The following is a 21,006-nucleotide window of genomic DNA, read 5'->3' as shown; positions in this document are numbered from 1 at the left end:
CAGAATCTGGGCGATACTGCGTGCCACGGATGGTTTTTCACAGATACAAATCGTTTTCATGTTACTTGTTTTTTAATGTTGAATGACTGTTTAACTATTTAATTTTTAAACTCTTGGTCTTTGTTTTTTCTTTCCGTACCTTTTTCTTCGGTTCTTTGGGTACGGAGAGTTTCTCTTTTTTCTCCGATACCTGTATGCCTTCCGTCAGATTCGGAAGGGGAATTTCCCTTGACGGGAAACGGCTGATTAAATCCATTGAAACTCCGGTCATCCCGGCATTCAGTTTCACCTGGTCTGCCGGTTGGAGGTATTTCTCTCCGTTCTTTCCGGTTGCCAGCTCATACAGAACCGTTTGACGGCCCTGCAGGATTCCTTCATAATTTTGATAAGGGAGGTTCGGTTTGGACAGTCCGTTCTGCCGGAGCATCCCACAAATCTCATCGGGTGGCAATCCTGAGAACTTCCGGTCAAAGGGAGAAGAGAGGATATACCTATACGTTGCCAGAAGCTGCTTTTCGTGGCTCATATCGGGGCATCCCTTGTATCCTTGCAGTTGCTTTATCTTCTTTTCAATGCCGTTCAGACTCTTGAACGTATTCCTGTCTTTCTCCTGAAGCGGCGTTCTACCCATCCGGATCAGTTCCATTTGGATACGGTTCAGGTTGGATATTTCCCATTTATTCAACAGGTTACTGCGGTTGTTCCGGTACTCATCCCGAAGGAGGGCAACCGGATTCCTCGTCTGAAAGAATAATCCGATTCGTTTTCCCCATGAAGGTTCGTGAAGGTTGGAGGCACTCCAGCGAATCGTATTGAAACGGTAAGTGTCCATGAACCTCCTAAAGGGGTTCCGGTTTGTGAACAGGTTCCTGAAAGTCTGCAGGAATGCTTTTCTTCCGGCATCCCTACGACTGCGCGGTATCTCTTTCTCGGGAATGAATGCGTTATTTATCAGTTCCATAAGCGCTATAATTTGGGCTTCGCCTGTTTTTTGACGGAAGCGGTTTCTGTTCGGACTTTTTTCTTTTCATTGTGACGGGGAAGCTCGGGTTTATCCTGCGGTTTCACGACTGTTTGAGCCTGTCCGTCCTTAGAGGCTGCAACAGACGGACTTATCCGGTGATAATCCTTCCGGATTCCATCTCTGTTTAACAGCATTCCGGCCAATGACTTGGCAGCGGTTTGCAGTTCATCCATCTTCTGCTGAAAAGGATAATCCCGGTGTAATTCCTTTTGCCGGATAATCTCACGGATACCTTTCTCCACAGGTAAGAAATCCTTTTTATAGGCAAACGATTCGTCCGCCGGTAAATGGGCGTATCCTCTGTCAGCTATATCCTGAAGAGTCATGATGTTTCGGTTACGGGCTGAGAGTTCCAATGCGCCTGCTGTAACAAACCGGTCGAGATTTTCCCCGGTGGGATGCATGTTGAAAGTGACGGACGGCTTGTAATTCGCCAGAATTTCCATTGCCGCTTGCGGCATGGAGGTTTGATTCCCGTTGGAGAGTTCCAGCATCCGGCGGGAAACTGTTTCTATCCGGTAGATATTTAATGACTCCACATCCTGTAGGGAGTTGGAGTAGAAATTATCCGCTATTGATTGCAGGTAATCCCGAAACCTCACTGTTCCTGATAGTCCGTCATTGAATACCCAGATGCCTTGTTCCGTTTCAGCTATGGTATAGAATTGTCTGGCCTGCTTTCCTACGGTGACCTTCTCCATCGCATCCTCATAAGCAATAAAACGCCTATAACCCGGCGAGTGGTCCAGTGCCTGGAAATTCTCTGCCGTCAGTTCCTTTTGACAAGCTCTGAGGTAGGCCGCTTTCCGCAGAGGAACAGAGTTGTTTTCTGTTATGCCTCCGTGAGAAACGATGAATCTGAGGGCTTTCTCACTGTCTTTTACCGGTAGTTTACCGGTGAAAGGAATATCCTTGGCAGGTATTCCCTCAAAACGCAGTAAAAGGTTATCCGGTATGGTTTTCTGTTCCATAGCTATCCGGGCGATAAGATCCATAAATACCGGAAAAGAGTTTTTATCTGTCGGAACAGACGACACGACCATGATAGTCGATACCCGGTTATCCGGCTGCAACTCTATAAACAGGCTTTTTAAATCTTCTTTTGCAGATAAGCTATCTTTTATTTTTTCCATCTTTAGATACGGGGATTATGTGACTTATTTCGGCGGGGAACTGCTTTTTTCTTTTCCGATGCCGCCGGTCCGGTCAGTTGCAAAGGCGGACAAGTCAATTTGTATTCCTGTCCAAGTATCTTGTCAGCGAGTTGCTGCTGTCTGTTCTGGATATGGTAAAATGCTTTCTCACTATATCCCTTTTGGGATTGCAATTCGGACATTTCCTGATTCAACGGTTTGAAATCATCTTTGTGAACGAATGCTTTATAACTTTCACTGGAATTGAAATCTGCCGGTAAGCCGTATTCCCGTATAAAGAGCAGATTGAATATTTCTGCATTCTTCGGCGTTACCAACAGCTGGTAATCCTCCGTGAACTGTTTGAAGGCATGATAAGTCGGTTCTGTGGGATAACCGCCTTTTTTCAGCAGCTCGGATTGCTCAATGGGATACAAAGGAATCTTTGCCAACTGTTTATCCGGTGGGTTGGACTGGAAAAAATCCAGATGCTTCTGTATATAATGTTCCGTACTATGATTGGGATTGGAGATGTAGAATTCCCTGATCCGTCTCAAAGCCTGTACTTCCGGAGTGAAGAACCGGTCAGCCAAATCTTGGAGGAAACATTGTTTGTAGACAGCTCCTTCATCTGTAACCGGTAGGTAAACGGCACCTTTGAGAGTTTGGATAGAGATAATGGGGTCTATCTCTTTATTCTGCCGGTTATCCGATGAAATTCCATAATCACGTTTCAAAATATAGGCTGCCTGATTACGAATCAGTGCTTTGACCTTTTCCTGTTCGCCCTTATTTTCTGCCGGAATATTCTGTAATGCATTAAACTGGGAGTTAAAAGAGTTCTTATGCATAAATGGAATTTGTCTGGTGGTATAATCTATTCCATAAATACCTGCTGTCTCTTGTAAAGATAGTAGCCGGAGTATCTGGGCATTTGCAATACTCGCAACTATCCCATAGGAAGATGCAAATTTATCATAAGCGTCTAACGTCGGTTCTATGCGATGGCTCCTGTCCAGCCGGGCATTTCTCAGAATAGTCGCATCCAGATATTGCGCTTTATCCGGTATAAAGTCGTTTGTATATAATGAGAACGGATTGGTGGATGTTTGAAACGCTTTTATAACTTCTTCATTCGGATTAGTCAGCTTGTACAGGTTGACAAACTCCGGTTTCTCTTCTCCCATAATAAAAAAATGATCAGCTAAGTGTTGCATATAGGAATGGCAGCATGTTTTTCCGTAACCGGAATATTCAAACAAAAGCACCCCTTTGGCGGTTTCTAATGCAGTCAGTGTTTCTGACGGAGCGTCGTGGAAAGTGCTTTGTGCAAGTGCGAAACGTTTAGCCTCCGGCTGTACAAGTAAATGGTTGGCAAGCCCGCTGGAGACCAACATGGGCAGACCTTTTTCTTCATCCCGTGAATATAGGTATTCCAATCCCCGGAGCGAGACATTATTCTGCATGCTTCCTCCATTGTGAGTGATAAATTGTTGCACCAGACTGTTATCCTTATCAAAGAGACGGATATCAGGGCAGTTTATTTCTGAGGGAAACTGGTAACGGCACAAATCGAGATCAGGCAGATGGCTTTGAGCGAGGGATGGCTTGTACATTTCCCTCTGCCGCCTTAAATATTCGGTAAATCTTTGATTTGCCACCGATACTTCTTTATCCGGTATCAGGTGTATTTCCAGTTGCCGGGGTCTTCCTTTGGAGTCCTGGGCAACAAAAAAATGAAGGATGAGTTCGGGATTTTTCTGTTTCATATTCTAATTTATAAGGTGAATAATTAAGAGAGTTTATGTCCTCTTGACGGGCCAGGAGCTTTTCCATTCTTAATTTTGCGCTCCACCTTTTGCTTTTCTTCCAAGTCTATGGTTCATGGAAAACAGATCATAATCTTGTCCGGGCAGCAAAGGGAGATTCTTTTTTGTTTCATGGATTCGTCATCCAGCAGAATGCGGACAAAGTAATCCATTTCTCCTTTTCCGGTTTCCTTGATGGCGATGACTTTCCCTTTATAGGGAACAGGAGCCTGTTCTTCCGGATCGTTCTCTACAATCCGTGCTCCGATACAAATCTGACTTTTGGGTATCATATTTCCTGTTATTATTTTAAACGGTTCGTTTTTCGTTTTTGGTTCTCCGGCTTTTTGACAGTCCCCGGCTTTTTATTTGTATCCGTGGACAGCGGATGGAGCAGTCCCTCTTTCAAGGTATAGGTCTTGACGGGGAAAGGTTCGGATGAGTTCTTCATCCGGTTCTGTCCGAAGTCTGCCATGCAGTATTGTAGATGTCTGACCGGCTCCCGGTTGTTTTCCGGAATATAAAGCGCATAACCGGAAGACAATACTGATTTCTGCACGTCATTCAATTTCCGGTTCCCCACAGTGAATTCCACTATCGGATCATCCAGCATGCTCTTGAGGGAACGGTGTCCTCTCACATCGAAATCCCTTTTAAGGATACCGTCGGCGGCTTGCCGGATTTCCAGGGAGGCTTGTTTGAATTCCTTCATATCGAAATCAGCCGCTGATCGTACCTGCGTTATCCTTTCGAGTTTCTCGCTGGCGGGCAGTGACTCCTTAAAGTAGGTGAACGGCTGCTCATGAATATTCATATAACCGCTCTTTATCACGGTCAGCAGCCGGTAAATGTCCCGGTTGGAAGGGCTGATTTGCGCACGTACATCCGGATCGAAATGAAATTTGTCAAGCAGTTCCATAAATCCGTCAGCCGTCGTTTCCATCGGGCTGTAGAATAGAGGAGCCAGCCCGTTAATAAACTTGTCCGGCAATTTGGACTGGGGCACGTGGTTCTCACGCTGGAATTCGAAGGAGTTGTTCAGCTGCCGGGTACGGTCGATCCGGTAGGATGCGTCAATGTGGGCTGTCAGCTCTTCTGTTACATACGGATATTCATAGATACCCAGATGACCGATATCGTAGTGCGGATCGAAGTAATGGTCGGTGATATGCTGCAGACATTCCCTGAATCCTTCTTTTCCGATTTCATTGCCGGAGAATATCAGATACCCGTAGTCATTCTCCACCACTTTCAGCGGTGTCTGGTAATTCGCCTCTCCCCGGTAGATTTTCTGCCTTTCGTCCTGGTTCCTGCGGAAGCTCATATAATCGGCTTCCTGCATGAAATACTTTTTCAGGATACTGCAATCGATATCTCCTTTATATCTGGAGCAATAGACGGCATCCGGCAGTGAGATCTGACGGGAAGGGGACTGAAAACTCTGATGCAAATAAGGCAATAGCTCCTGCCGGATATACTTGTCAAAAGGCACACGTATATCCGGTGTCGGTACCTCCCTCATCAGATTCAGATCATACCGTACCATCTCTATATCCGGCACATACGTACAACTTTTGACTCCGTTGACATTGTCCGACAGGAACTGATGAAAGGCGACATCCGTTATCTCCCTTTGGTTTCCTTCGACGAATCTGAGTGAGTTGCCCGGTAACGGTATATAATGGTGATACCGGTCTATTGCAATAAATATGCTGCCCGGTTTTTCGGGATCGAAAAAATGATTTTCCATTTGGTTTCTATTGTCCATATTTCTACAGTTTAGGATGGGTATTTTTTTTCTTTTTCACGTCCTGCTTTTTATTATCCAAAGCCTTTTCGATAACCGCTTTCACTTTGAATACCTGCTTGTTTCCGGGCGGTTCTTTAGAGAATACGATCCGGGAGAAATCCCCGTTCACCCATGCATAGGAATGCGACGGATTGTTCTTTGCCTCTGTGGGCAGAAAGAGCACATGTCCCGCTTCCAGTACCTGCCGGTGGGGGGTAAAGAGGTGGACACCGTCTACTATGACACTGTCCATAGGGTCACTGAGAATATTCTCGACAGTGCGGTGTCCACGCACGTCGTAAAATCGTTTGAGAAGTTTATCCAGCTCGTCCTTGTCCCGGCTGTTTTCCTCTATCTGTTCCCGGATTTCCGGTGTCAAGGTTCGCCCTGAGAGTTCGGAAACTGTGCGTTCCTTGCCCGCTATCGCCTCCAACGCATCAATGATATTACAGTTACGGTGACTGATCTCGCAGTGCGCATTGTGGCAGAAACTGCGGAAATCTTCCGGGGTGGGTTTCATCTCATTCTGATATGCCGGTTCCATCTCCGGGGTTCTGTGCATCTTCTGGTAAGGATATTCAGTGAACAGGTTCTCACCCGGATTGACAGACGACCCTTGTCTGAGGATACCTTCCGCCCTGTAAACATGGATCGGTCCGAGGTTGAAATGAGGATCGAAGTAATGATCCGCCACAAGTTGCAGGAATTTTTGCACGCTTGCTTGTCCTTCCGCTGTATGGGTGAAGAATAAAAAGCCGTTGGCGGTTTCTATCGCTGTATAGGATTGTTCAGGTTGCTTCATCATTTTATAATTTAGGTTTGTTACTCCTTTTCACTTTAGAAGTTTTCTCCTTTTTTGAAGAGACTGTGACCGTAGGCTGGAAAGGAACGATTTTCCCGTTCTGTTCCCGGTATATCCGCCGGGAGAAAGGTGTAGCGGAAATGCTTAGTTTTTGATGTTCCTTGTCCGCACGGATATAATGCAGGTCAGGGTTAGATACCGATATCTCCGGTAGATAAACGCATTTTCCTTCCCAGACAGCCTGCCGCAGCGGATAACTGAGCCTGGTATCGCCGATGATGGGATCATATGACGAATCCATCATGGTTCTTTCAAAAGACCGGTGTCCCCGGATATCATAATCTCTTGTGATGATTTCGGCGGCTTTCCGTTGGACTTCTTCAATCAGGTCGAACAGGTCCTTTGAAGGTTCACCGGAAGGATTTGTCCCTCCGGTGAAGTTAATGGATGCATTGATTTGTTCTCCTAAATGTTGAAAAACATGGGAATACTCAAAAGAGGGAGCCTGGATGGTATCACGGCTATATCCATGTTCCTGCAAGTATAGTAACCGCCATACATTATTATTGTGTTTACTTATCCGGCTACCGGCATGCTCCTGCAGGAGAAGAAACTCTCCCGAATGGGGTTTCATGGATGCCTCAAACTCCAATCTCCAGCCTTTCTTGTCGAAGTCCTGATGCTGGGAAGAAAGAGGTTCGAAGACAAATTCCCGGATGCCGGTGTCCGGGTTTATCTTATGGCTGGCATCTATAAAAGGATATATGTCAGGAGTTATCCGGCTGATAGAATACTCACGTACCGGTGATGATTCGCCATGAACTGAAAAATAGTTATCAGTGAGTTCCTGATAGTAATTCTTGAGTCCTGCCCGTCCCGGTTCGCTGCTGCTGAAGAACAACATTCCTTTGGAGGTTTCGATGGCATGGACAGGTAATCTGTCCGGCTCTTTTTGTTGCGGGAGAGTCTGTAATTCCATATTATTACATTTTAGGGGTTATGGAGGGCTTGCGGGTGCGTGTTTTCTTTTCTGCTTGCCGGGAGGTCTCTTCTTTTTTCAGAGGCTTCCCGGTTGTTTGTACCGCCCCGTTAACCTGCTGCTCTCCGTTACCGGCCTGCTGTTGTTCCTGTTTCTGCCCCTCTTCCAGCTTCTTGGTGCTTCTTTCCCAGAGGAATTCAACACCCCGCTCGGCGGCACTCATCTGGATGGAAGTGGTATAATAATTCCCATTATTGGACTTGAAACGGATCGGCACTTCCTCGCCACGTAAGGCGGCTTCGTACTCTGATGGGGAAAGCGTATAATCTTTCACCTTGCGAGGAACGCGCGCCTGCTCCACAGGCATGTGGAACAATTCATTCGTTACCGGATCTTTGGAAAGGTAGCAAGGTTTGGTTTCTTTGGTACGGTAATCAATGACCATATCGACCGTTCTGCCCAGGTTGCCGGTACGGTTCAATGTTTTGAGGTCGTCCTCCGTTAGCGTATGTCCTCTGTAATCTTCGCCTACTTTGGGAGCCTGACGGATATAATGGATGTCAAACTTGACGGCACCGTTCTCATCACGGAACAGGGAGAGTTTGGCATCGCCGTTCTCACGACCAAGTTCGGAATCTTTTGCCACGCGGAAAGCAATAGCGGAGGTTTTTCCTTGCAGCATTCTTTCGAGACTGTCCTTTGTGTTCTTCAATCCGTCGGGAGTGATGCCGTATCTGGCTGCCTGTTCCCAATTCACTTCCCGTTCATTGAAACGGTGGTTGTTATACACCCTGGTGGGAGCCAGCTCTCTACGGATTGCTTCGTTCTGTGGTAGCTGCGCTGCCTCTATTTTTTCTTTGGCCTGCTCTACAGGTGTTTCCTTCGGGATGTTGTACAGGGAGTAACGTCCCGGATTGTTGTAATGGTAGAGAAAGTTCTTTCCGAAGTTGGTAAAGAAGTTTCCTCTCTGGTCCACCTTAATAAATTGTCCTTTGTTCGCTTCATTGGCTTCGAGCGTTTCCAGTTCGCCATTCGCCGCGATTCCTTTTACTCCTTTGGCTTTCTGCTCTTTCTTGTCATACGCCATCAGATACCCATGTTCCTGAGTTGCCCCGTTATTTTCAGGAGCTGAATTTACATCGTTCATATACGTTAATTTTAAAGATTAATGAATTATTTGCAAGGGTAAAATTACTATCTTTGTCATTAAATAAATTGATTATGAAGAAGTTGTCATTGATTGTCATGTTCTGTCACTTATTGTCGTGTCCGGCTTTTACACAGTCCCCGTCGAAGGGGTTTAAAAGCGGACTTAGTTCAATCGCTTATCGTATCCATTCCGCCCGGCAGTGAAAGTCTTTCGTATGAAACAGCCGGTTGCCGGTAACCGTGCTGGCCGATTATCCTATTTTATTCCCCTTGAATGAGAGCCGGAGGAGGTTTGCCGTTTCTTCCGGTTTCGGAATAAGGACACATCCGGTGAAAAAGAAAAGGATACTCCATGCCGGAGTGGATATTGCCGCACCTTATGGCACTCCGGTCTATGCTTCGGGAAACGGAAAGGTCGTTGAAGCCCGATACAGCAGCAGTTACGGCTGGTATATCGAAATCCGGCATTCAGGTGGTTTTTCCACGCTGTATGCACACTTAAGTAAATTGTACGTGAAAAAGGGAAACGATGTCCGCATGGGCCATCTTATCGGCAATGTCGGGCATACCGGCATCGCAACCGGCAATCACCTGCATTTTGAACTGAGAAAAAACGGTAAACCACAGAATCCGTTGCAATGGGTGATACTGAGGGATTCCCGCTCTAAAAAAAGTCATTAATTTAATCCGTTACATGATGAATATTGAAGAAGCTAAAAGTATTCCGTTGGAGGACTATCTCCGGCGTATGGGATTTTCCCCCGTCAGACAAAATGGGGACAGTATCTGGTATTGTTCTCCTTTCCGTAAGGAGAAAACACCTTCATTCAAGGTGAGTGAGTCGCGTAACCTATGATACGATTTTGGCCTCGGACAGGGAGGAGATATCATCACTCTGGCGATGGAACTTCAAAAAACAAGGGATATCTCTTATGCGTTAAAAGCAATAGAGGGACATTTCCCGGCTATAACCCGGACTGCCGCTTCTTTCCGCCGGACAAAGCCACAAGCTACCGGCTACCGGCAGGTACGTGTTGATCCGCTGACAAATCCCGTATTGCTGGGTTATCTCCAAGGAAGAGGTATCCCGCCCGAAATCGCAAAGAAAACATGCAAGGAGGTACATTTCCAGAACAAGGGTAAATGGTATTTTGCTGTTGCCTTTGCCAACCGGAGCGGTGGGTATGAAATTCGTAACAAATACCTGAAAGGGAGCATTTCTCCTAAAGAGGTTACCCATATCAAGAATGGTAGCGACCGTTGCATTGTTTTTGAAGGTTTTATAGATTATCTATCCTATCTCACACTCAGGGCTACGCATCCCGCTAACAGGCGGTCTGCCGGGAACACTTCTGATTATATCGTATTAAATTCCGTGAGTAACGTTGGTAAGGCTATTCCGATATTAAAAGATTATAAGAGCGCCCTCTGCCTGCTGGATAATGATCCCGCCGGGAAGCAAACATTTCGGGAAATGGCAGAAGCAGGATGTCCGGTCATAGACAAATCAGACTGTTACCGGGCATATAATGACTTGAATGATTACCTGTTGGATAATAAGAAGAGACAACAGGAGAATAAGACAGGGAATCTGCGTGAAACAGCCCCGAAGAAAATCAAAAAACCTGTAACGAAACAGTCCGGTTGAAAACTGTAAAACGAGAAAATATATACAAAGAAGAGACAAGAAAAGAGAGTCAAATCCTATCAGCGGGATTTGACTCTCTTTATTATTTCAGCCTCCGGTTAACTTCCGGATAGCTATTTTTAGTAGTTTCTAATCAGCAGCTCGTTGACCGCTTCCCTCTTCTCCGCTATGGAACAGATGGAACGGAAGATGCTGATTCGCTGGATATGGAAACCGGCATAGAGGTCATCGAAGAAGGTGTTCTCCGGATTTTTCTGCCGGGGATCGGAGTTGGAAAGCATTCATTTGCCACCCGCTTCACCTATTTCCTTACAGAAGTCTGCCAGGGCGACCTGCTCTTCGTCCCCGAAGTCCTGCGGCATGTACGAGGTGCAGGCATTGCTCTCATTGACAGGTTTATAAGGCGGATCAAAATAAAAGAGAGATTTGGTTCCGAGGTACTCTCCGGTCTGCCGGTAGTCACCGTCCAGGATAACGACATCCTGCAGCAGCTTGTGGTTAAAGCGGATCAGTTCCTCTTCCAGCAGTTTCACCCTTCCCCCGAATCCAAAGGTGACGGACAGCTTCCCCTTGCGGTTCACGGAGTAGATGCCGTTATAACAAGTGCGCATGAAGAAGATAAACAGGGCGGCACGGGTGATGTTACCCGGGCCTGCTTCATTGTAATAGGTACGTTTCTCCATGAAGTAGGCCCTTCTTCGGGCATGTTCTTCCAATGCGATGTATTCCTCCTGTATCCGGGCAAGCACTCCGATCAACTCTTCCGGGGATTCCTTGATAATGCGGTAGACATTGATCAGGCTCTCGTTGGAGTCGTTGATGACGCAGCGGATTTCCGGATAGGTCTGTCTTATTCAGAAGAACAGGGCACCGCCCCCGACAAACGGTTCTACATATGTATCCATCTGTCCGAAGTCTTTCGGAAGTGATTCGATAAGTACGGGAAGCAATCTTCTTTTGCCTCCCACCCAGGGGAAGCAGGGTTTTCCCGGCAGAGCAGCCGGAGAACTTTTCTTTACTTTTTCCATGTTTACAACATTTAAATGGTTAATAAATTAAATAGGAATTATTCATCGTCTGCCGTTTCCAGCAGGTGTTTCAGGTTGGGATCATTCTCAATGCGGAGCAACTCTTTCTCAATAATCTGCGTCACATCTTCCTTGATCCGGTAGTAACTTCTTTCGATTTCTTCTGTCATGTGGTCCTTACCATCCGGACCGGTAAAGTCTGTGATGACGGGGATGGGTTTGTAGGTTTTTGCTTCAGCGGCTACCCGTTCATTGTCCACTACAATTTCGGCATGGAAGATTTTTTGATTGATTCTCTCTCCGAAGTTGTCACAGACTGCACCGACGAACTCCCCCTGCGAGAGGTTTGAAATCTTGGAGGCAGGGATAAGCGAATCGAGCTGGGTGCTGATGTTGGTGGAAGTATCCTCCCTTGTCATATTGATGGATTTGCGCTGTTGCAGCACTTTTCCAAACCTTTCCGAGAGGTTCTTGGCCGTTTCACCCACCGTTTGCCCGGCAAAAATATTGCCGATTGTATTCTGGATCACACGCGCCTCCTTGTCACCGTAATCCCGTATTAACTGGCTAAAATCCTGCGCTCCCAGGCATACGGCTACTTTATTGCTTCGGGCCGTGGCAATCAATGTGTCGAGCCCCCGAAAATAAATCGTCGGCACCTCATCCACGAGAATGGAGCTTTTCAACTTTCCTTTCCGGTTCACGAGTTTGACAATACGGGCATTGTAAAGTCCCAAGGCACATGAGTATATGTTTTGTCTGTCCGGATTATTGCCCACACACAACACCTTGGGAGCATCGGGGTTATTGATATCCAGCGTGAAATCATCCCCGGTCATGATCCAGTACAAAGCCGGGCTGATCATGCGCGAAAGCGGAATCTTGGCGGAAGCTATCTGGCCCTGGAGCTGCTCCATCGCGCCGCCTTTCCAGGCATCCATGAAGGGTGACAGGTAGTTCTCCAGTTCCCGGTAAGAGGTCAGTATGGTGAACACGTCCGAATACGGTTTATTCAATAGTTCGATGGCATGTGGGAAGGTGCAATATTTCCCGTTCTCATAAATTTTGAGATATCATATGATGGCTGCCAGCAATACAATCGGACTCTCTACAAAGAAATCTCCCTGTTTCTGAATCCAGCTTTTGTTCAGGTTTAACATAATGACATAGGCGGACTCGTAAGCATCCGCAATGTCGGACAGGAACGAAGGATTAAGGGGATTACACCGGTGGCTGTACCTGGGATCATCAAAATTGATTACATAGAAACCGACGGGTCTGCTATATTTATCCTTGTTCTTAAGCAACTGGTTATAAGCTATTACGCTTAAATCAGGATACTTGAAGTCATAGATATAAGCGGCAAATCCTTTTTCTATTTGCTGGCGGATATAATTATTGATAATGGCATAGCTCTTTCCTGATCCCGGAGTACCTAAAACAAGGCTTGCCCTGAAAGGATTAATCACATTTATCCAGCCGGAGTAAGTCTTTCGCTGATAGCGGAAACGGGTAGGCAGGTTTACCGAGTATTCATTGGCGAGCAAGCGTGTTTCCTGCATGAAGCTCTCGTTCTCATCGTTAAAAACGTCATCCATAAACTGATTCCTGAGCAGGCGGCTGATCCAGACTCCGGCGGTAAGCAGGCAGATATATCCGGCGGCTACGGTAGCTACATACAATAAGGTAAGAAGTGTAACGGAGAAACAGGCTGTCAATAAGAGCTCACTACCGAAAAAGAGCAGCAATCCGACTGTAAAATAACAGCCGATATGCTTTCATGACATCTCCACGTCCTTCCGTCCTTTGTCTCCCATACAGGAGAAGAAGAGGAAGAGCAGGCTGAAGGATTTGCTGACCAGCGAGTGGGAAAATAGTCCCGTATCCCGTTGAAAATTGAGTAGGATCTTGTCCACCACACCGATGTTCAGATCCATGGACAGGAAATAGGGATAACAGAAATAATAAACATTCATCACTAAAAAGATGATGCTGATAGCCCTCATAAAATCAAGGTTCTTATTGAATCCTCTGGTTTCGTCTTGTGACATAAGCGGTATAATAATGAATTAACGGTGATACATCTTATTAGCTGAGATACGGACCTCTGCGCTTTCTCTTCTTCTTTTTCCCGTAAGGGCTTTGAGGCTGATCTTCTCCCGGATAAGGATAGGAATCCGGTGAGAAGATGTCCAGCAGTCCTTCCACCAATCCCGGTTCTTTTGTTTCCGGTTCGGCTGGATGTAATACAGGTACTTCATCCTTTTTTCCCGGTAGAGCCACGCCATACTGCCGGTTGATAACCGATGCCGAGTATTCCTTTCCCAATACCGAACCTTTGAATACGGTTCGGGAAGTATGGTCAATATAGGTGACTCCATAAATCACTCCCGCATCGTTCCGGTAGAGCATGGCGGCGATTCCTTTCCCGGAAAGTTCTTCCAGGAATCCCTGACGGGTATCTTGTTTCAGGGCTGTGGCAATCGCTTCTTTTGTCTTTTGGGGAATGGGATGTTTTGCCATCCGTTGTCTGCTTTTGAGAAACTTCTTGCGCAGGGCTTCATATCCCACGCTCTTGCCGATCTTGCTGGATTTGATGGCTACACCCACCCGTTCACCCTTCTCATCGGTAGCTGCGTAAACCAGTCCGTGGTAGGTTTTTCCGTCTATCGTTTTATGGATTTCTTCGACCGTCACATGGAAAAGACCGAGAAGAGCTTTGAACTCCTTGACAGACTGGAATTTGTATCCTTGCATGATGGGCTTGACCACATTCGCTATCTGGTGTTTGATATCCCCTTTATGGTAATCGACGACAGTCAGAGGCAGGGCTTCCCGTCGTTCCTTCTTCTCGGCCGGCGACAGGTGGTATCTTCTCTCCAATTCCCGGCAGGTTGTAGTCGAGCGTTGCCACTCCTTATAATCATTGATTTTCTTTCCCTCTTCGTCAATGCGCAAGGAGACGATATGGATATGGGGTCTGCCAATGTCCTCGTGCCGGTAGATGATAGATGGCTGGTTGCCGTATCCCATCTTTTCCATGTATTCTTGTCCGATGGCTACCAACTGTTCATCGGTCAGCACATCGTCCGGGTGCGGATTGAGTGAGATATGGATAACCGGTTTCTCTGTCCGGCGGTTAGCTGCCAGATACGGTTCGAAGGAACGCATGCAATGCTGGATGGTCGGATTACCGTCTGCCGGTTCCATGATCCGGTTTCATGCCAGTACTCGTGCCTGCTGCTTGTCCACTTTTTCGTGATTATAATATAGTGCTCCATAAACGGAGACTCCAGATGTTATTTTTGCAACCATTGTTCGAATTTTTGGGTAAGACGGATAATCTCCCGGTTAAGAGAAATCAGTTCGACAGTCAATTGCTCTAATTTATAGAGCATGGCGAGGGCTTTCTTCTCGGAGAGCCCGGTATGCAGGGTCTTGACTGCCTGGTTATAGTTCACACCGATCCGGCGGTATTCGCTTTGCAGGTTGGTCAGCTTGATATAATAGTCCGTTGCCGCCTTATCGATTTTCACGACTTTCATCGGTTTGTCAAAGAGAGCGGAAAGGATGAACTGTGACTTGGTTTTCACTCCTGAATTCTCGAAGAGCCTCTCGAACTCGATGTTCTGGATTTCATCCAGACGGAAACCGTAGTAGTAAGAGTGGAGTTGAGATTCCTCTTTGGGAGTCCGTCCACCTCTTCATTTCCCTGATTTGTCGGATTGTACGACTTTACGTGTATTGCTGATTCTTGCCATATCTTTTTGAGTTTAATTTATCCGGCAGCAAAATAAGTGATATTTTTTATACGAACCTAAAATCGGAATATGACTACAGATGACAGGAGATGACTATTTGTGACAGGGGGAATAACTCTCCTGTTCACTTTCCGATTCCACAGTTCACGATGTTCTTTTCGTAGGCTTCTTTCAGTTTGGGAAGAAGAACGGACAGGCTCTTTTTGCGGCGTGAAAGGTCGGCACGCAGATCGTAGGGTTTGGGAATGGAGATATTAAACAGTTTTTCGAAAACCGATACCAGTCCCGAGAAGGATTGATGCCCGCCGGAAACATCCGTGACTATCCCGCTGTAATATAAAGATGCGATAAGTTCCATCAGGTTAATAAGGGAGCCTTTCCAGTGGAGGGACGGAATGGTTTCTTCCCGGCGGGAAAGCAGGCATTCGGGATGTTGCACCATAAAATAGACCAGTTTGATCTCCGTATCTATAAGTCCGGCTGTTTTTTCCAGATAGAATCTGACAGTTACATCTGAGTTTTCTTTAAACAAACGAAGCAATATGGATAGTTCCATTTGAGTGCGGTACAGTTGGCGGAGTTTCTCCGAACAGGAGATCTCCTGTTGGATGGAGAATTCTGTGAGAAAGTCAGTAAACCCGGTAAAAGAGAGAGATAACTCTTCAGTCGGAACGGAACCGGCCTGATTCATGCATTGGGCAAAATAACCGAATAAACGGTGTTCTGTTAATGTTTTCATGCTGTTAGTAGTTTTTTATTTGTTTTTGCCAACCGGCATGAATAGAAAGCCAAAATGTATTCCCGTTCCTGTGTCACAACAGAAACAGCAGGGTAAGTAGCTGATTACGAACAATAAAGAATTTACCGGCTATAAATGGCTGTAAATAAAAAGTGTAAGGCCGCTCGTACACTTTTGTAAAGCAGCTTTACACTTTTTGTAAACCCCTTCGGAATCAGGAGCTGTCCTTAATCGTTTATATGGTATTTTTTTAGTTTTTCATAGAGAGTGGTACGGCTGATATTCAGCAAGACCGCCGCTTTGGAACGGTTATTGCCTGTCTTTTCAAGAGTATGGAGCAATAGCTGCCTTTCTTTTTCTTCTTTCGGGAGAGCGGGCACTTCTTCCGGACGGATAGAAATGTCCAGATCCAGATCCGTCGCGGATATCCATTGTCCTTCACATACCAGTACCGCACGGTTGATGACGTTTCTCAACTCGCGGATATTGCCCGGCCAGGAATATTCCGTCAGGATGGCCTGAGCCATCCTGTCGAATCCCTGGAGACGTTTTCGTTGCCGGATACAGGCGATTTTCAGGAGATAATCGGCAAAGGGAAGAATATCTTCCCGGCATTCGGCCAACGGGGGAAGATGCAGGGTGAATTCATTCAGGCGATGGAACAGGTCTTCCCGGAAACGGCCTTCCGTAATGGCTTGTTCCAGATTTTCGTTGGTAGCGGCAACCAGCCGGATATCGAAGGTGAACTCACGCATGGAGCCCACCGGACGGTACCGTTTCTCCTGTAAGGCTCTTAATAACAGCATTTGAGTCTTGTAAGAGAGGTTACCTATCTCGTCCAGAAAAAGCGTTCCTCCGTCGGCTGCGCGGAAGAGTCCTGTTTTGTCACTGTCCGCACCGGTGAATGCACCTTTACGGTGGCCGAAGAACTCGGAAGCGGCAAGTTCGTCTGAGATCGCCCCGCAATCGACAGTCAGATAAGGCTTGTTTTTACGGTGGCTTTGGTTATGAATTTCAGATGCGACATGTTCCTTTCCAGTACCGGAAGCGCCACGAAGCAGGACGGAGATGTCGGAAAAGGCGACCAGCCGGATCAGTCGGTACATTTCCTGAGCTTTCCCGCTTTCCCCACGGTAGAAATCAGTTCGTTCACTATCTTTATTAAATATTTCAGTAATCAATGACAGCAGTTTATCCGGTTGTATAGGCTTACACAAATAATTGACTGCTCCCAATTGCATGGCAGTCACTGCATTATCCACCTGCCCGTAGTTGGTCATGATGATAAAAGGAACAGAATAATAGTTTTCATTCATCCATTTCAGCAGGGTGATGCTATTTCCGTCCGGCAGGCGCAGGTCGGCCAATATAAGGTCAAACTCTTTTTCCTTGATCGCCTTTCTCGCATCCGCAAGGGTTACCACACTGTCAGTTTTCATTCCTTTCTTCACCAACCAGTTGCTGATGGTACGACTGAATACGATATCATCTTCGATAATCAAGATTATTTTCATGCACCTTCCTCCCGTATTTTTTCGGCATATCTGACCAGTTGATTGACGATACCGATTATTTTCCTTATGTCTGTGAGTTGTTCATCCGTCCATCCTTGGGTATCACATGTGACCAATTCCTGCAAACGGGATATGGGAAAATCCAGGCGGACGGATTCCCATAGCGGGAGATTTTTGTGCAGGATGGCGGCGGATGCTTCTTTATCCTGTTTTTTTAGTGCTGTGGCTAATGCAGCCAGATCCTTCCGGGTTTCTGTGATAAAAATACCGAGCATTTCCTGTTTATTATCTTCGTCAGTAAGGATAAACGAGAAATCCGGTTCGTGCCGCACGCTCTCTCTTCGCCCGGTTGTCTGTTCTACGGCATCCATCAGCTCATTAAAGGAAAAGGGTTTGCAGATACGGCCGGAGAAACCGCGTGAGGTATATTCATCCCCTTTATCCACGCTTGCTGTCACGGCCAGAACCGGTATCTTTTTCGCCATCTCCATGTTCGAGGATCGGAGTAGCTCCAATATCCCGTAACCGTCGGTTTCCGGCATCTGTATATCAGTGAGTAGCAGGTCATAGATCTGTGACTTCAGTCTGGCTATCAATTCCCAACTGGTTTGGCAACAGTCACATCTGATCCCGCCACGCTCCAGCATCTCTTTAGTCACATTTAGTTGTATGCGGTCGTCGTCTATGACCAGCACATACATTCCTTCCAGGTGGGGATATTCAGGGATACGTTCTTTTCCGATTCCTGAGCATTTGTCTGCCGGTGGAAGCGGTAGAACTACCATGAAGGTGCTTCCTGCTCCCGGCCTGCTTTCTACTGTGAGGGCACCTTCCATTTGTGACACAAGTCTGGCGCAAATGGTCAGTCCCAGACCGAATCCAGAGATGCCACGGGCATTATCCAGCCGTTCGAAGGCTTCGAATATCCGCTCTTTTTCTTCTACGCTTATTCCCGATCCCGTGTCACGTACCGAAAAGCGCAACTCCCCGTTACTGTATTCCGCATCCAGTCGTATTTCACCCTGCTGGGTGAATTTGACGGCATTGGATAGCAGATTGTTTATAATCTGCCGTATTCGCAGATGATCCCCGTTTACCACAATATCCAATCCGGATAGGGCACTCGTCAGCGGGATGTTTTTCTTTTTGGTCAGCGAGACGAAACTTGCGATTATGTCCTTGAAAAGAGTTTCCAGACAAAAAATAGAAGTATTCAACTTTACTTTACCGATATCCAGCATATAGAATTCGACCAACGTGTTGACCAGACCGAGCATGTAGTCGGATGTATGCAGAATATTTTCCGCATATTCTATCTGGCGACTTTTCTTCTTTTCACTGGGCAACAGTTCAGCACACCCCTTAATGGTTGCCAGTGGCGCACGCAGATCGTGGGCGATAGTCATCATCATGTTTTTTCTGGAGTGCAGCAGGCCTTTGTTTCTTTGGTCGGAAGATTCCAATGCTTTTTCGTACTTGTACCTTTTGTTTACGTCTCTATGGACGATGATATACAATATGATAGCAAAGAGAAAAATAAAAGCAGCAAGCACGGAAGCGATGTTGAATGATTTTTCCCGTTCGGCAATCAATGCCTCATAGCCCGACGACAGGTGAAGGCTTGCTTCCTTTTCAAAATTTCCAACAAGAGTATTGAGCTTCAGGTTCAATGTCTGGCTGTTCGTATACAGACTGTCCATTTGCAGGAGCAACTTTTCCCGTTGTGCTTTTTGCTTCTCCGCTACTTCACGATCCAGGGAACGGAGCAGGGGGATGGTAACGGATGGGCTCTCTTTTTTCATTACGGTTTTCGGAACGGAAGTTGTTTGTCGCAGTCGTTCCTGCTGATCCCGTTGCTGTCGGTAAGCAGATTTAGGCTTTTTTTTACGAAAGAGATTCCAAATGCTTCTCTTTTTTTCCGTTGGGAGAATTTTCGCATCTTTTTCTACGGACGCTTCCCTTTGCACCTTTCGGACTTGAGAAACGATTACCGGAATTTTCTCACTGATGATTTCACTTACATCTTCGTCGAAAGTATTCATCAGGATGGAAAGTAATTGCTTCTTCTCGTTCATCAGGATGGCAAACGAATCGATACGCTCCTGTTGTTCCGGGGTATGAACATAATGTCTCAAAGCTTTCAGGTTTTTACGAACGGTATCCTGTCTGGTACAATAATTGTGGAAATCATCGTCCGTCCAAATACTTACTACCTCGGCGCGGGACGACAGATCAAGCAGGGACATATACACTTTTGCGGTCAGCCGGCGCACGTCTGCCAGCTCGCTTTCCTCTTTCTCCAATGTTCTCCTTCTTTCCTCTTTCCCGCGAAAAAGAAGAATAACGGTAGTCAATAGAAAGATCAGCAAGATATAACCAATTGATATTTTAACCTTTAGCCCCATAATCCTGTGTGTATTAGTTCTGTTGTTTATTTCACCCAGTAGTGCAGGAAACGTACTTATTTTTCATTTGGTAATGAAGCTGTCATATATTATGTCTTTTGGCAAATATAGAAAATAAATATTGTATATAGTGTTTTATAGTTAATAAAAAATGATGAGAATAAATTATATATTCTATTTTAACACATTTATCAATATACTCAAAAAGAATGGTAGTGGATATCTAATGTAACTTTAACCTATATTTTCGATAAATATCAGATTGTATAACTAATAAATATTGTATATTTGCAATAGAACTCTTTCTTATATGTCATGTATATAAGGAACTCTACAATAGTGTGGATCACATTTATAAAATAAGAGTATGAAAGTACATAAATTGGCAATATTATTTTTAGTTCTTTTTGTTACGGCCTGTAAGCAAGAAAATACGAAAGGAACTGATACGTTCACAGACAAATGGCAAGGAAAGGAAATTCTTTTTCCTGAGAAATTGATATTTACCAGTTTATTTAAAGATACGACCCTTTTAGACTTTTCACGGGCCAGGATGAAAGTTTTAACCTATGCGGATACAGTCGATTGCATGGGTTGTAAGTTACAACTGAATAAATGGAAAGAGTTTATGACGACGGTCAACTCCGCAACCAATGACACGATCCCATTTCTTTTCTTTTTTTATCCGAAGGATATGGAAGAAATGAAATACTTAATTCAAAGCGCCGACTTCAGTTACCCGGTTTGTACCGATACAGGTGACAGGCTGAACAGGCTCAATCACTTTTCTTCGGATGTTTCATTCCTGCTGGACGAAAACAATCATGTTATTGTGACAGGCAATCCCGTCCTCGATATGGATATCAGGAATTTGTATTTGGAAAAGATTACGGGAAAGAAGATATTGGCCAACTCGATAAAGACAACGGCAGAAGCAGACCAATCCCAAATTGATTTGGGGACATTGGGGAAATCGGATTTAAAAGAAGTTCCGGTAATTATTAGAAATACAGGAAATGCACCGTTGGTGATACTTGACGTTAATACCAGTTGCGGGTGTATAACAGTCTCATTCGACAAGCAACCGGTCAGGCCGGGAGATGAAACGGAAATTAAATTGAAAGTTACGCCTGCTGAAACAGGATTCTTGAAAAAGACCGTAAGGGTCAGGGCTAATATAGATAAGCCAATCATCATAAATCTTCAAGGGAACATTACGGATTGATA

Annotated in this window: 19 protein-coding genes and 2 pseudogenes; 5 read left to right on the top strand and 16 right to left on the bottom strand. The window is 45.7% G+C overall.

What is annotated here, in order from left to right:
• Positions 1–94 precede the first annotated feature (94 nt).
• The 8 genes from G7Y45_RS06400 to G7Y45_RS06365 all read right to left on the bottom strand — a co-directional run bounded on the left by G7Y45_RS06400 (position 95) and on the right by G7Y45_RS06365 (position 8,682).
• On the bottom strand, positions 95–961 hold the full coding sequence (locus tag G7Y45_RS06400) for a hypothetical protein (protein WP_165017864.1): 867 nt from the start codon (positions 959–961) through the stop codon (positions 95–97).
• 5 nt (positions 962–966) lie between these two features.
• The gene (locus tag G7Y45_RS06395) at positions 967–2,157 is read right to left on the bottom strand and encodes a DUF6047 family protein (RefSeq protein WP_165017867.1); all 1,191 of its coding nucleotides are present in this window, start codon (positions 2,155–2,157) and stop codon (positions 967–969) included.
• Positions 2,158–2,159: 2 nt separating this feature from the next.
• The gene (locus G7Y45_RS06390) at positions 2,160–3,926 is read right to left on the bottom strand and encodes a DUF6047 family protein (protein WP_165017870.1); all 1,767 of its coding nucleotides are present in this window, start codon (positions 3,924–3,926) and stop codon (positions 2,160–2,162) included.
• A gap of 113 nt (positions 3,927–4,039) precedes the next feature.
• On the bottom strand, positions 4,040–4,258 hold the full coding sequence (locus tag G7Y45_RS06385; protein ID WP_241159090.1) for a hypothetical protein: 219 nt from the start codon (positions 4,256–4,258) through the stop codon (positions 4,040–4,042).
• 11 nt (positions 4,259–4,269) lie between these two features.
• Complete coding sequence (locus G7Y45_RS06380) at positions 4,270–5,715, bottom strand: DUF6047 family protein (protein ID WP_241159092.1); 1,446 nt, start codon at positions 5,713–5,715, stop codon at positions 4,270–4,272.
• A gap of 22 nt (positions 5,716–5,737) precedes the next feature.
• On the bottom strand, positions 5,738–6,559 hold the full coding sequence (locus G7Y45_RS06375; RefSeq protein ID WP_241159093.1) for a DUF6047 family protein: 822 nt from the start codon (positions 6,557–6,559) through the stop codon (positions 5,738–5,740).
• 1 nt (position 6,560) lies between these two features.
• Complete coding sequence (locus G7Y45_RS06370) at positions 6,561–7,535, bottom strand: DUF6047 family protein (protein WP_165017876.1); 975 nt, start codon at positions 7,533–7,535, stop codon at positions 6,561–6,563.
• A gap of 4 nt (positions 7,536–7,539) precedes the next feature.
• A complete protein-coding gene (locus G7Y45_RS06365; RefSeq protein ID WP_165017878.1) occupies positions 7,540–8,682 on the bottom strand; it encodes a DUF4099 domain-containing protein in 1,143 nt (380 codons plus the stop codon).
• Positions 8,683–8,756: 74 nt separating this feature from the next.
• On the opposite strand from G7Y45_RS06365, the gene G7Y45_RS20035 reads away from it, so the two are divergent.
• The 4 genes from G7Y45_RS20035 (at position 8,757) to G7Y45_RS06350 (ending at position 10,332) form a co-directional block, all read left to right on the top strand.
• Positions 8,757–8,888, top strand: coding sequence for a hypothetical protein (locus G7Y45_RS20035; RefSeq protein WP_256379953.1), 132 nt, complete (start codon positions 8,757–8,759; stop codon positions 8,886–8,888).
• A 126-nt stretch (positions 8,889–9,014) separates the two neighbouring features.
• Positions 9,015–9,365, top strand: coding sequence for a M23 family metallopeptidase (locus G7Y45_RS06360; protein ID WP_241159094.1), 351 nt, complete (start codon positions 9,015–9,017; stop codon positions 9,363–9,365).
• 13 nt (positions 9,366–9,378) lie between these two features.
• Entirely contained in the window at positions 9,379–9,540 is a 162-nt protein-coding gene (locus tag G7Y45_RS06355) for a hypothetical protein (RefSeq protein WP_165017830.1), read from the top strand.
• A 45-nt stretch (positions 9,541–9,585) separates the two neighbouring features.
• Positions 9,586–10,332: a toprim domain-containing protein gene (locus G7Y45_RS06350; RefSeq protein ID WP_165017884.1), complete on the top strand. Its 747-nt coding sequence runs from the start codon at positions 9,586–9,588 to the stop codon at positions 10,330–10,332.
• A gap of 119 nt (positions 10,333–10,451) precedes the next feature.
• On the opposite strand, the gene G7Y45_RS06345 is transcribed toward G7Y45_RS06350, so the two are convergent.
• The 8 genes and pseudogenes from G7Y45_RS06345 to G7Y45_RS06300 all read right to left on the bottom strand — a co-directional run bounded on the left by G7Y45_RS06345 (position 10,452) and on the right by G7Y45_RS06300 (position 19,779).
• Entirely contained in the window at positions 10,452–10,613 is a 162-nt protein-coding gene (locus tag G7Y45_RS06345; RefSeq protein WP_004308096.1) for a hypothetical protein, read from the bottom strand.
• Positions 10,614–11,360: pseudogene (locus tag G7Y45_RS06340) on the bottom strand (DNA adenine methylase).
• A gap of 38 nt (positions 11,361–11,398) precedes the next feature.
• Positions 11,399–13,411 (bottom strand): annotated as a pseudogene (gene mobC, locus G7Y45_RS06330) (conjugal transfer protein MobC).
• 37 nt (positions 13,412–13,448) lie between these two features.
• Complete coding sequence (gene mobB, locus G7Y45_RS06320) at positions 13,449–14,570, bottom strand: conjugal transfer protein MobB (protein WP_165017887.1); 1,122 nt, start codon at positions 14,568–14,570, stop codon at positions 13,449–13,451.
• 89 nt (positions 14,571–14,659) lie between these two features.
• Positions 14,660–15,004: a conjugal transfer protein MobA gene (mobA, locus tag G7Y45_RS06315; protein ID WP_241159097.1), complete on the bottom strand. Its 345-nt coding sequence runs from the start codon at positions 15,002–15,004 to the stop codon at positions 14,660–14,662.
• Positions 15,005–15,245: 241 nt separating this feature from the next.
• Entirely contained in the window at positions 15,246–15,860 is a 615-nt protein-coding gene (locus G7Y45_RS06310; RefSeq protein ID WP_165017890.1) for an RteC domain-containing protein, read from the bottom strand.
• A 227-nt stretch (positions 15,861–16,087) separates the two neighbouring features.
• Positions 16,088–17,374, bottom strand: coding sequence for a sigma-54 dependent transcriptional regulator (locus G7Y45_RS06305; RefSeq protein WP_165017893.1), 1,287 nt, complete (start codon positions 17,372–17,374; stop codon positions 16,088–16,090).
• Entirely contained in the window at positions 17,371–19,779 is a 2,409-nt protein-coding gene (locus tag G7Y45_RS06300) for a hybrid sensor histidine kinase/response regulator (RefSeq protein ID WP_371729427.1), read from the bottom strand. The genes G7Y45_RS06305 and G7Y45_RS06300 overlap by 4 nt, the downstream gene beginning before the upstream one ends.
• Positions 19,780–20,146: 367 nt before the next feature.
• On the opposite strand from G7Y45_RS06300, the gene G7Y45_RS06295 reads away from it, so the two are divergent.
• Positions 20,147–21,004: a DUF1573 domain-containing protein gene (locus tag G7Y45_RS06295; RefSeq protein ID WP_165017896.1), complete on the top strand. Its 858-nt coding sequence runs from the start codon at positions 20,147–20,149 to the stop codon at positions 21,002–21,004.
• Positions 21,005–21,006 lie beyond the last annotated feature (2 nt).

Origin of the sequence: Bacteroides sp. ZJ-18, from assembly GCF_011038705.2 — a bacterium.
Lineage (GTDB): Bacteria > Bacteroidota > Bacteroidia > Bacteroidales > Bacteroidaceae > Bacteroides > Bacteroides hominis.
The sequence above is the reverse complement of the archived record's forward strand: the minus strand, read 5'-3'. Positions and strand labels throughout refer to the sequence as shown.

What these genes read in the sequence shown, in the direction of transcription:
- G7Y45_RS06350 (WP_165017884.1), top strand. Translation starts at nt 9,586, where the DNA reads ATGGAACTTCAAAAAACAAGGGATATCTCTTATGCGTTAAAAGCAATA.
- G7Y45_RS06310 (WP_165017890.1), bottom strand. Translation starts at nt 15,860, where the DNA reads ATGAAAACATTAACAGAACACCGTTTATTCGGTTATTTTGCCCAATGC.
- G7Y45_RS06305 (WP_165017893.1), bottom strand. Translation starts at nt 17,374, where the DNA reads ATGAAAATAATCTTGATTATCGAAGATGATATCGTATTCAGTCGTACC.
- G7Y45_RS06300 (WP_371729427.1), bottom strand. Translation starts at nt 19,779, where the DNA reads ATGGGGCTAAAGGTTAAAATATCAATTGGTTATATCTTGCTGATCTTT.
- G7Y45_RS06370 (WP_165017876.1), bottom strand. Translation starts at nt 7,535, where the DNA reads ATGGAATTACAGACTCTCCCGCAACAAAAAGAGCCGGACAGATTACCT.
- G7Y45_RS06345 (WP_004308096.1), bottom strand. Translation starts at nt 10,613, where the DNA reads ATGCTTTCCAACTCCGATCCCCGGCAGAAAAATCCGGAGAACACCTTC.
- G7Y45_RS06400 (WP_165017864.1), bottom strand. Translation starts at nt 961, where the DNA reads ATGGAACTGATAAATAACGCATTCATTCCCGAGAAAGAGATACCGCGC.
- G7Y45_RS06355 (WP_165017830.1), top strand. Translation starts at nt 9,379, where the DNA reads ATGATGAATATTGAAGAAGCTAAAAGTATTCCGTTGGAGGACTATCTC.
- G7Y45_RS06380 (WP_241159092.1), bottom strand. Translation starts at nt 5,715, where the DNA reads ATGGAAAATCATTTTTTCGATCCCGAAAAACCGGGCAGCATATTTATT.
- G7Y45_RS06295 (WP_165017896.1), top strand. Translation starts at nt 20,147, where the DNA reads ATGAAAGTACATAAATTGGCAATATTATTTTTAGTTCTTTTTGTTACG.
- G7Y45_RS06365 (WP_165017878.1), bottom strand. Translation starts at nt 8,682, where the DNA reads ATGAACGATGTAAATTCAGCTCCTGAAAATAACGGGGCAACTCAGGAA.
- G7Y45_RS06375 (WP_241159093.1), bottom strand. Translation starts at nt 6,559, where the DNA reads ATGATGAAGCAACCTGAACAATCCTATACAGCGATAGAAACCGCCAAC.
- G7Y45_RS20035 (WP_256379953.1), top strand. Translation starts at nt 8,757, where the DNA reads ATGAAGAAGTTGTCATTGATTGTCATGTTCTGTCACTTATTGTCGTGT.
- mobB (WP_165017887.1), bottom strand. Translation starts at nt 14,570, where the DNA reads ATGGAACCGGCAGACGGTAATCCGACCATCCAGCATTGCATGCGTTCC.
- G7Y45_RS06385 (WP_241159090.1), bottom strand. Translation starts at nt 4,258, where the DNA reads ATGATACCCAAAAGTCAGATTTGTATCGGAGCACGGATTGTAGAGAAC.
- G7Y45_RS06390 (WP_165017870.1), bottom strand. Translation starts at nt 3,926, where the DNA reads ATGAAACAGAAAAATCCCGAACTCATCCTTCATTTTTTTGTTGCCCAG.
- G7Y45_RS06395 (WP_165017867.1), bottom strand. Translation starts at nt 2,157, where the DNA reads ATGGAAAAAATAAAAGATAGCTTATCTGCAAAAGAAGATTTAAAAAGC.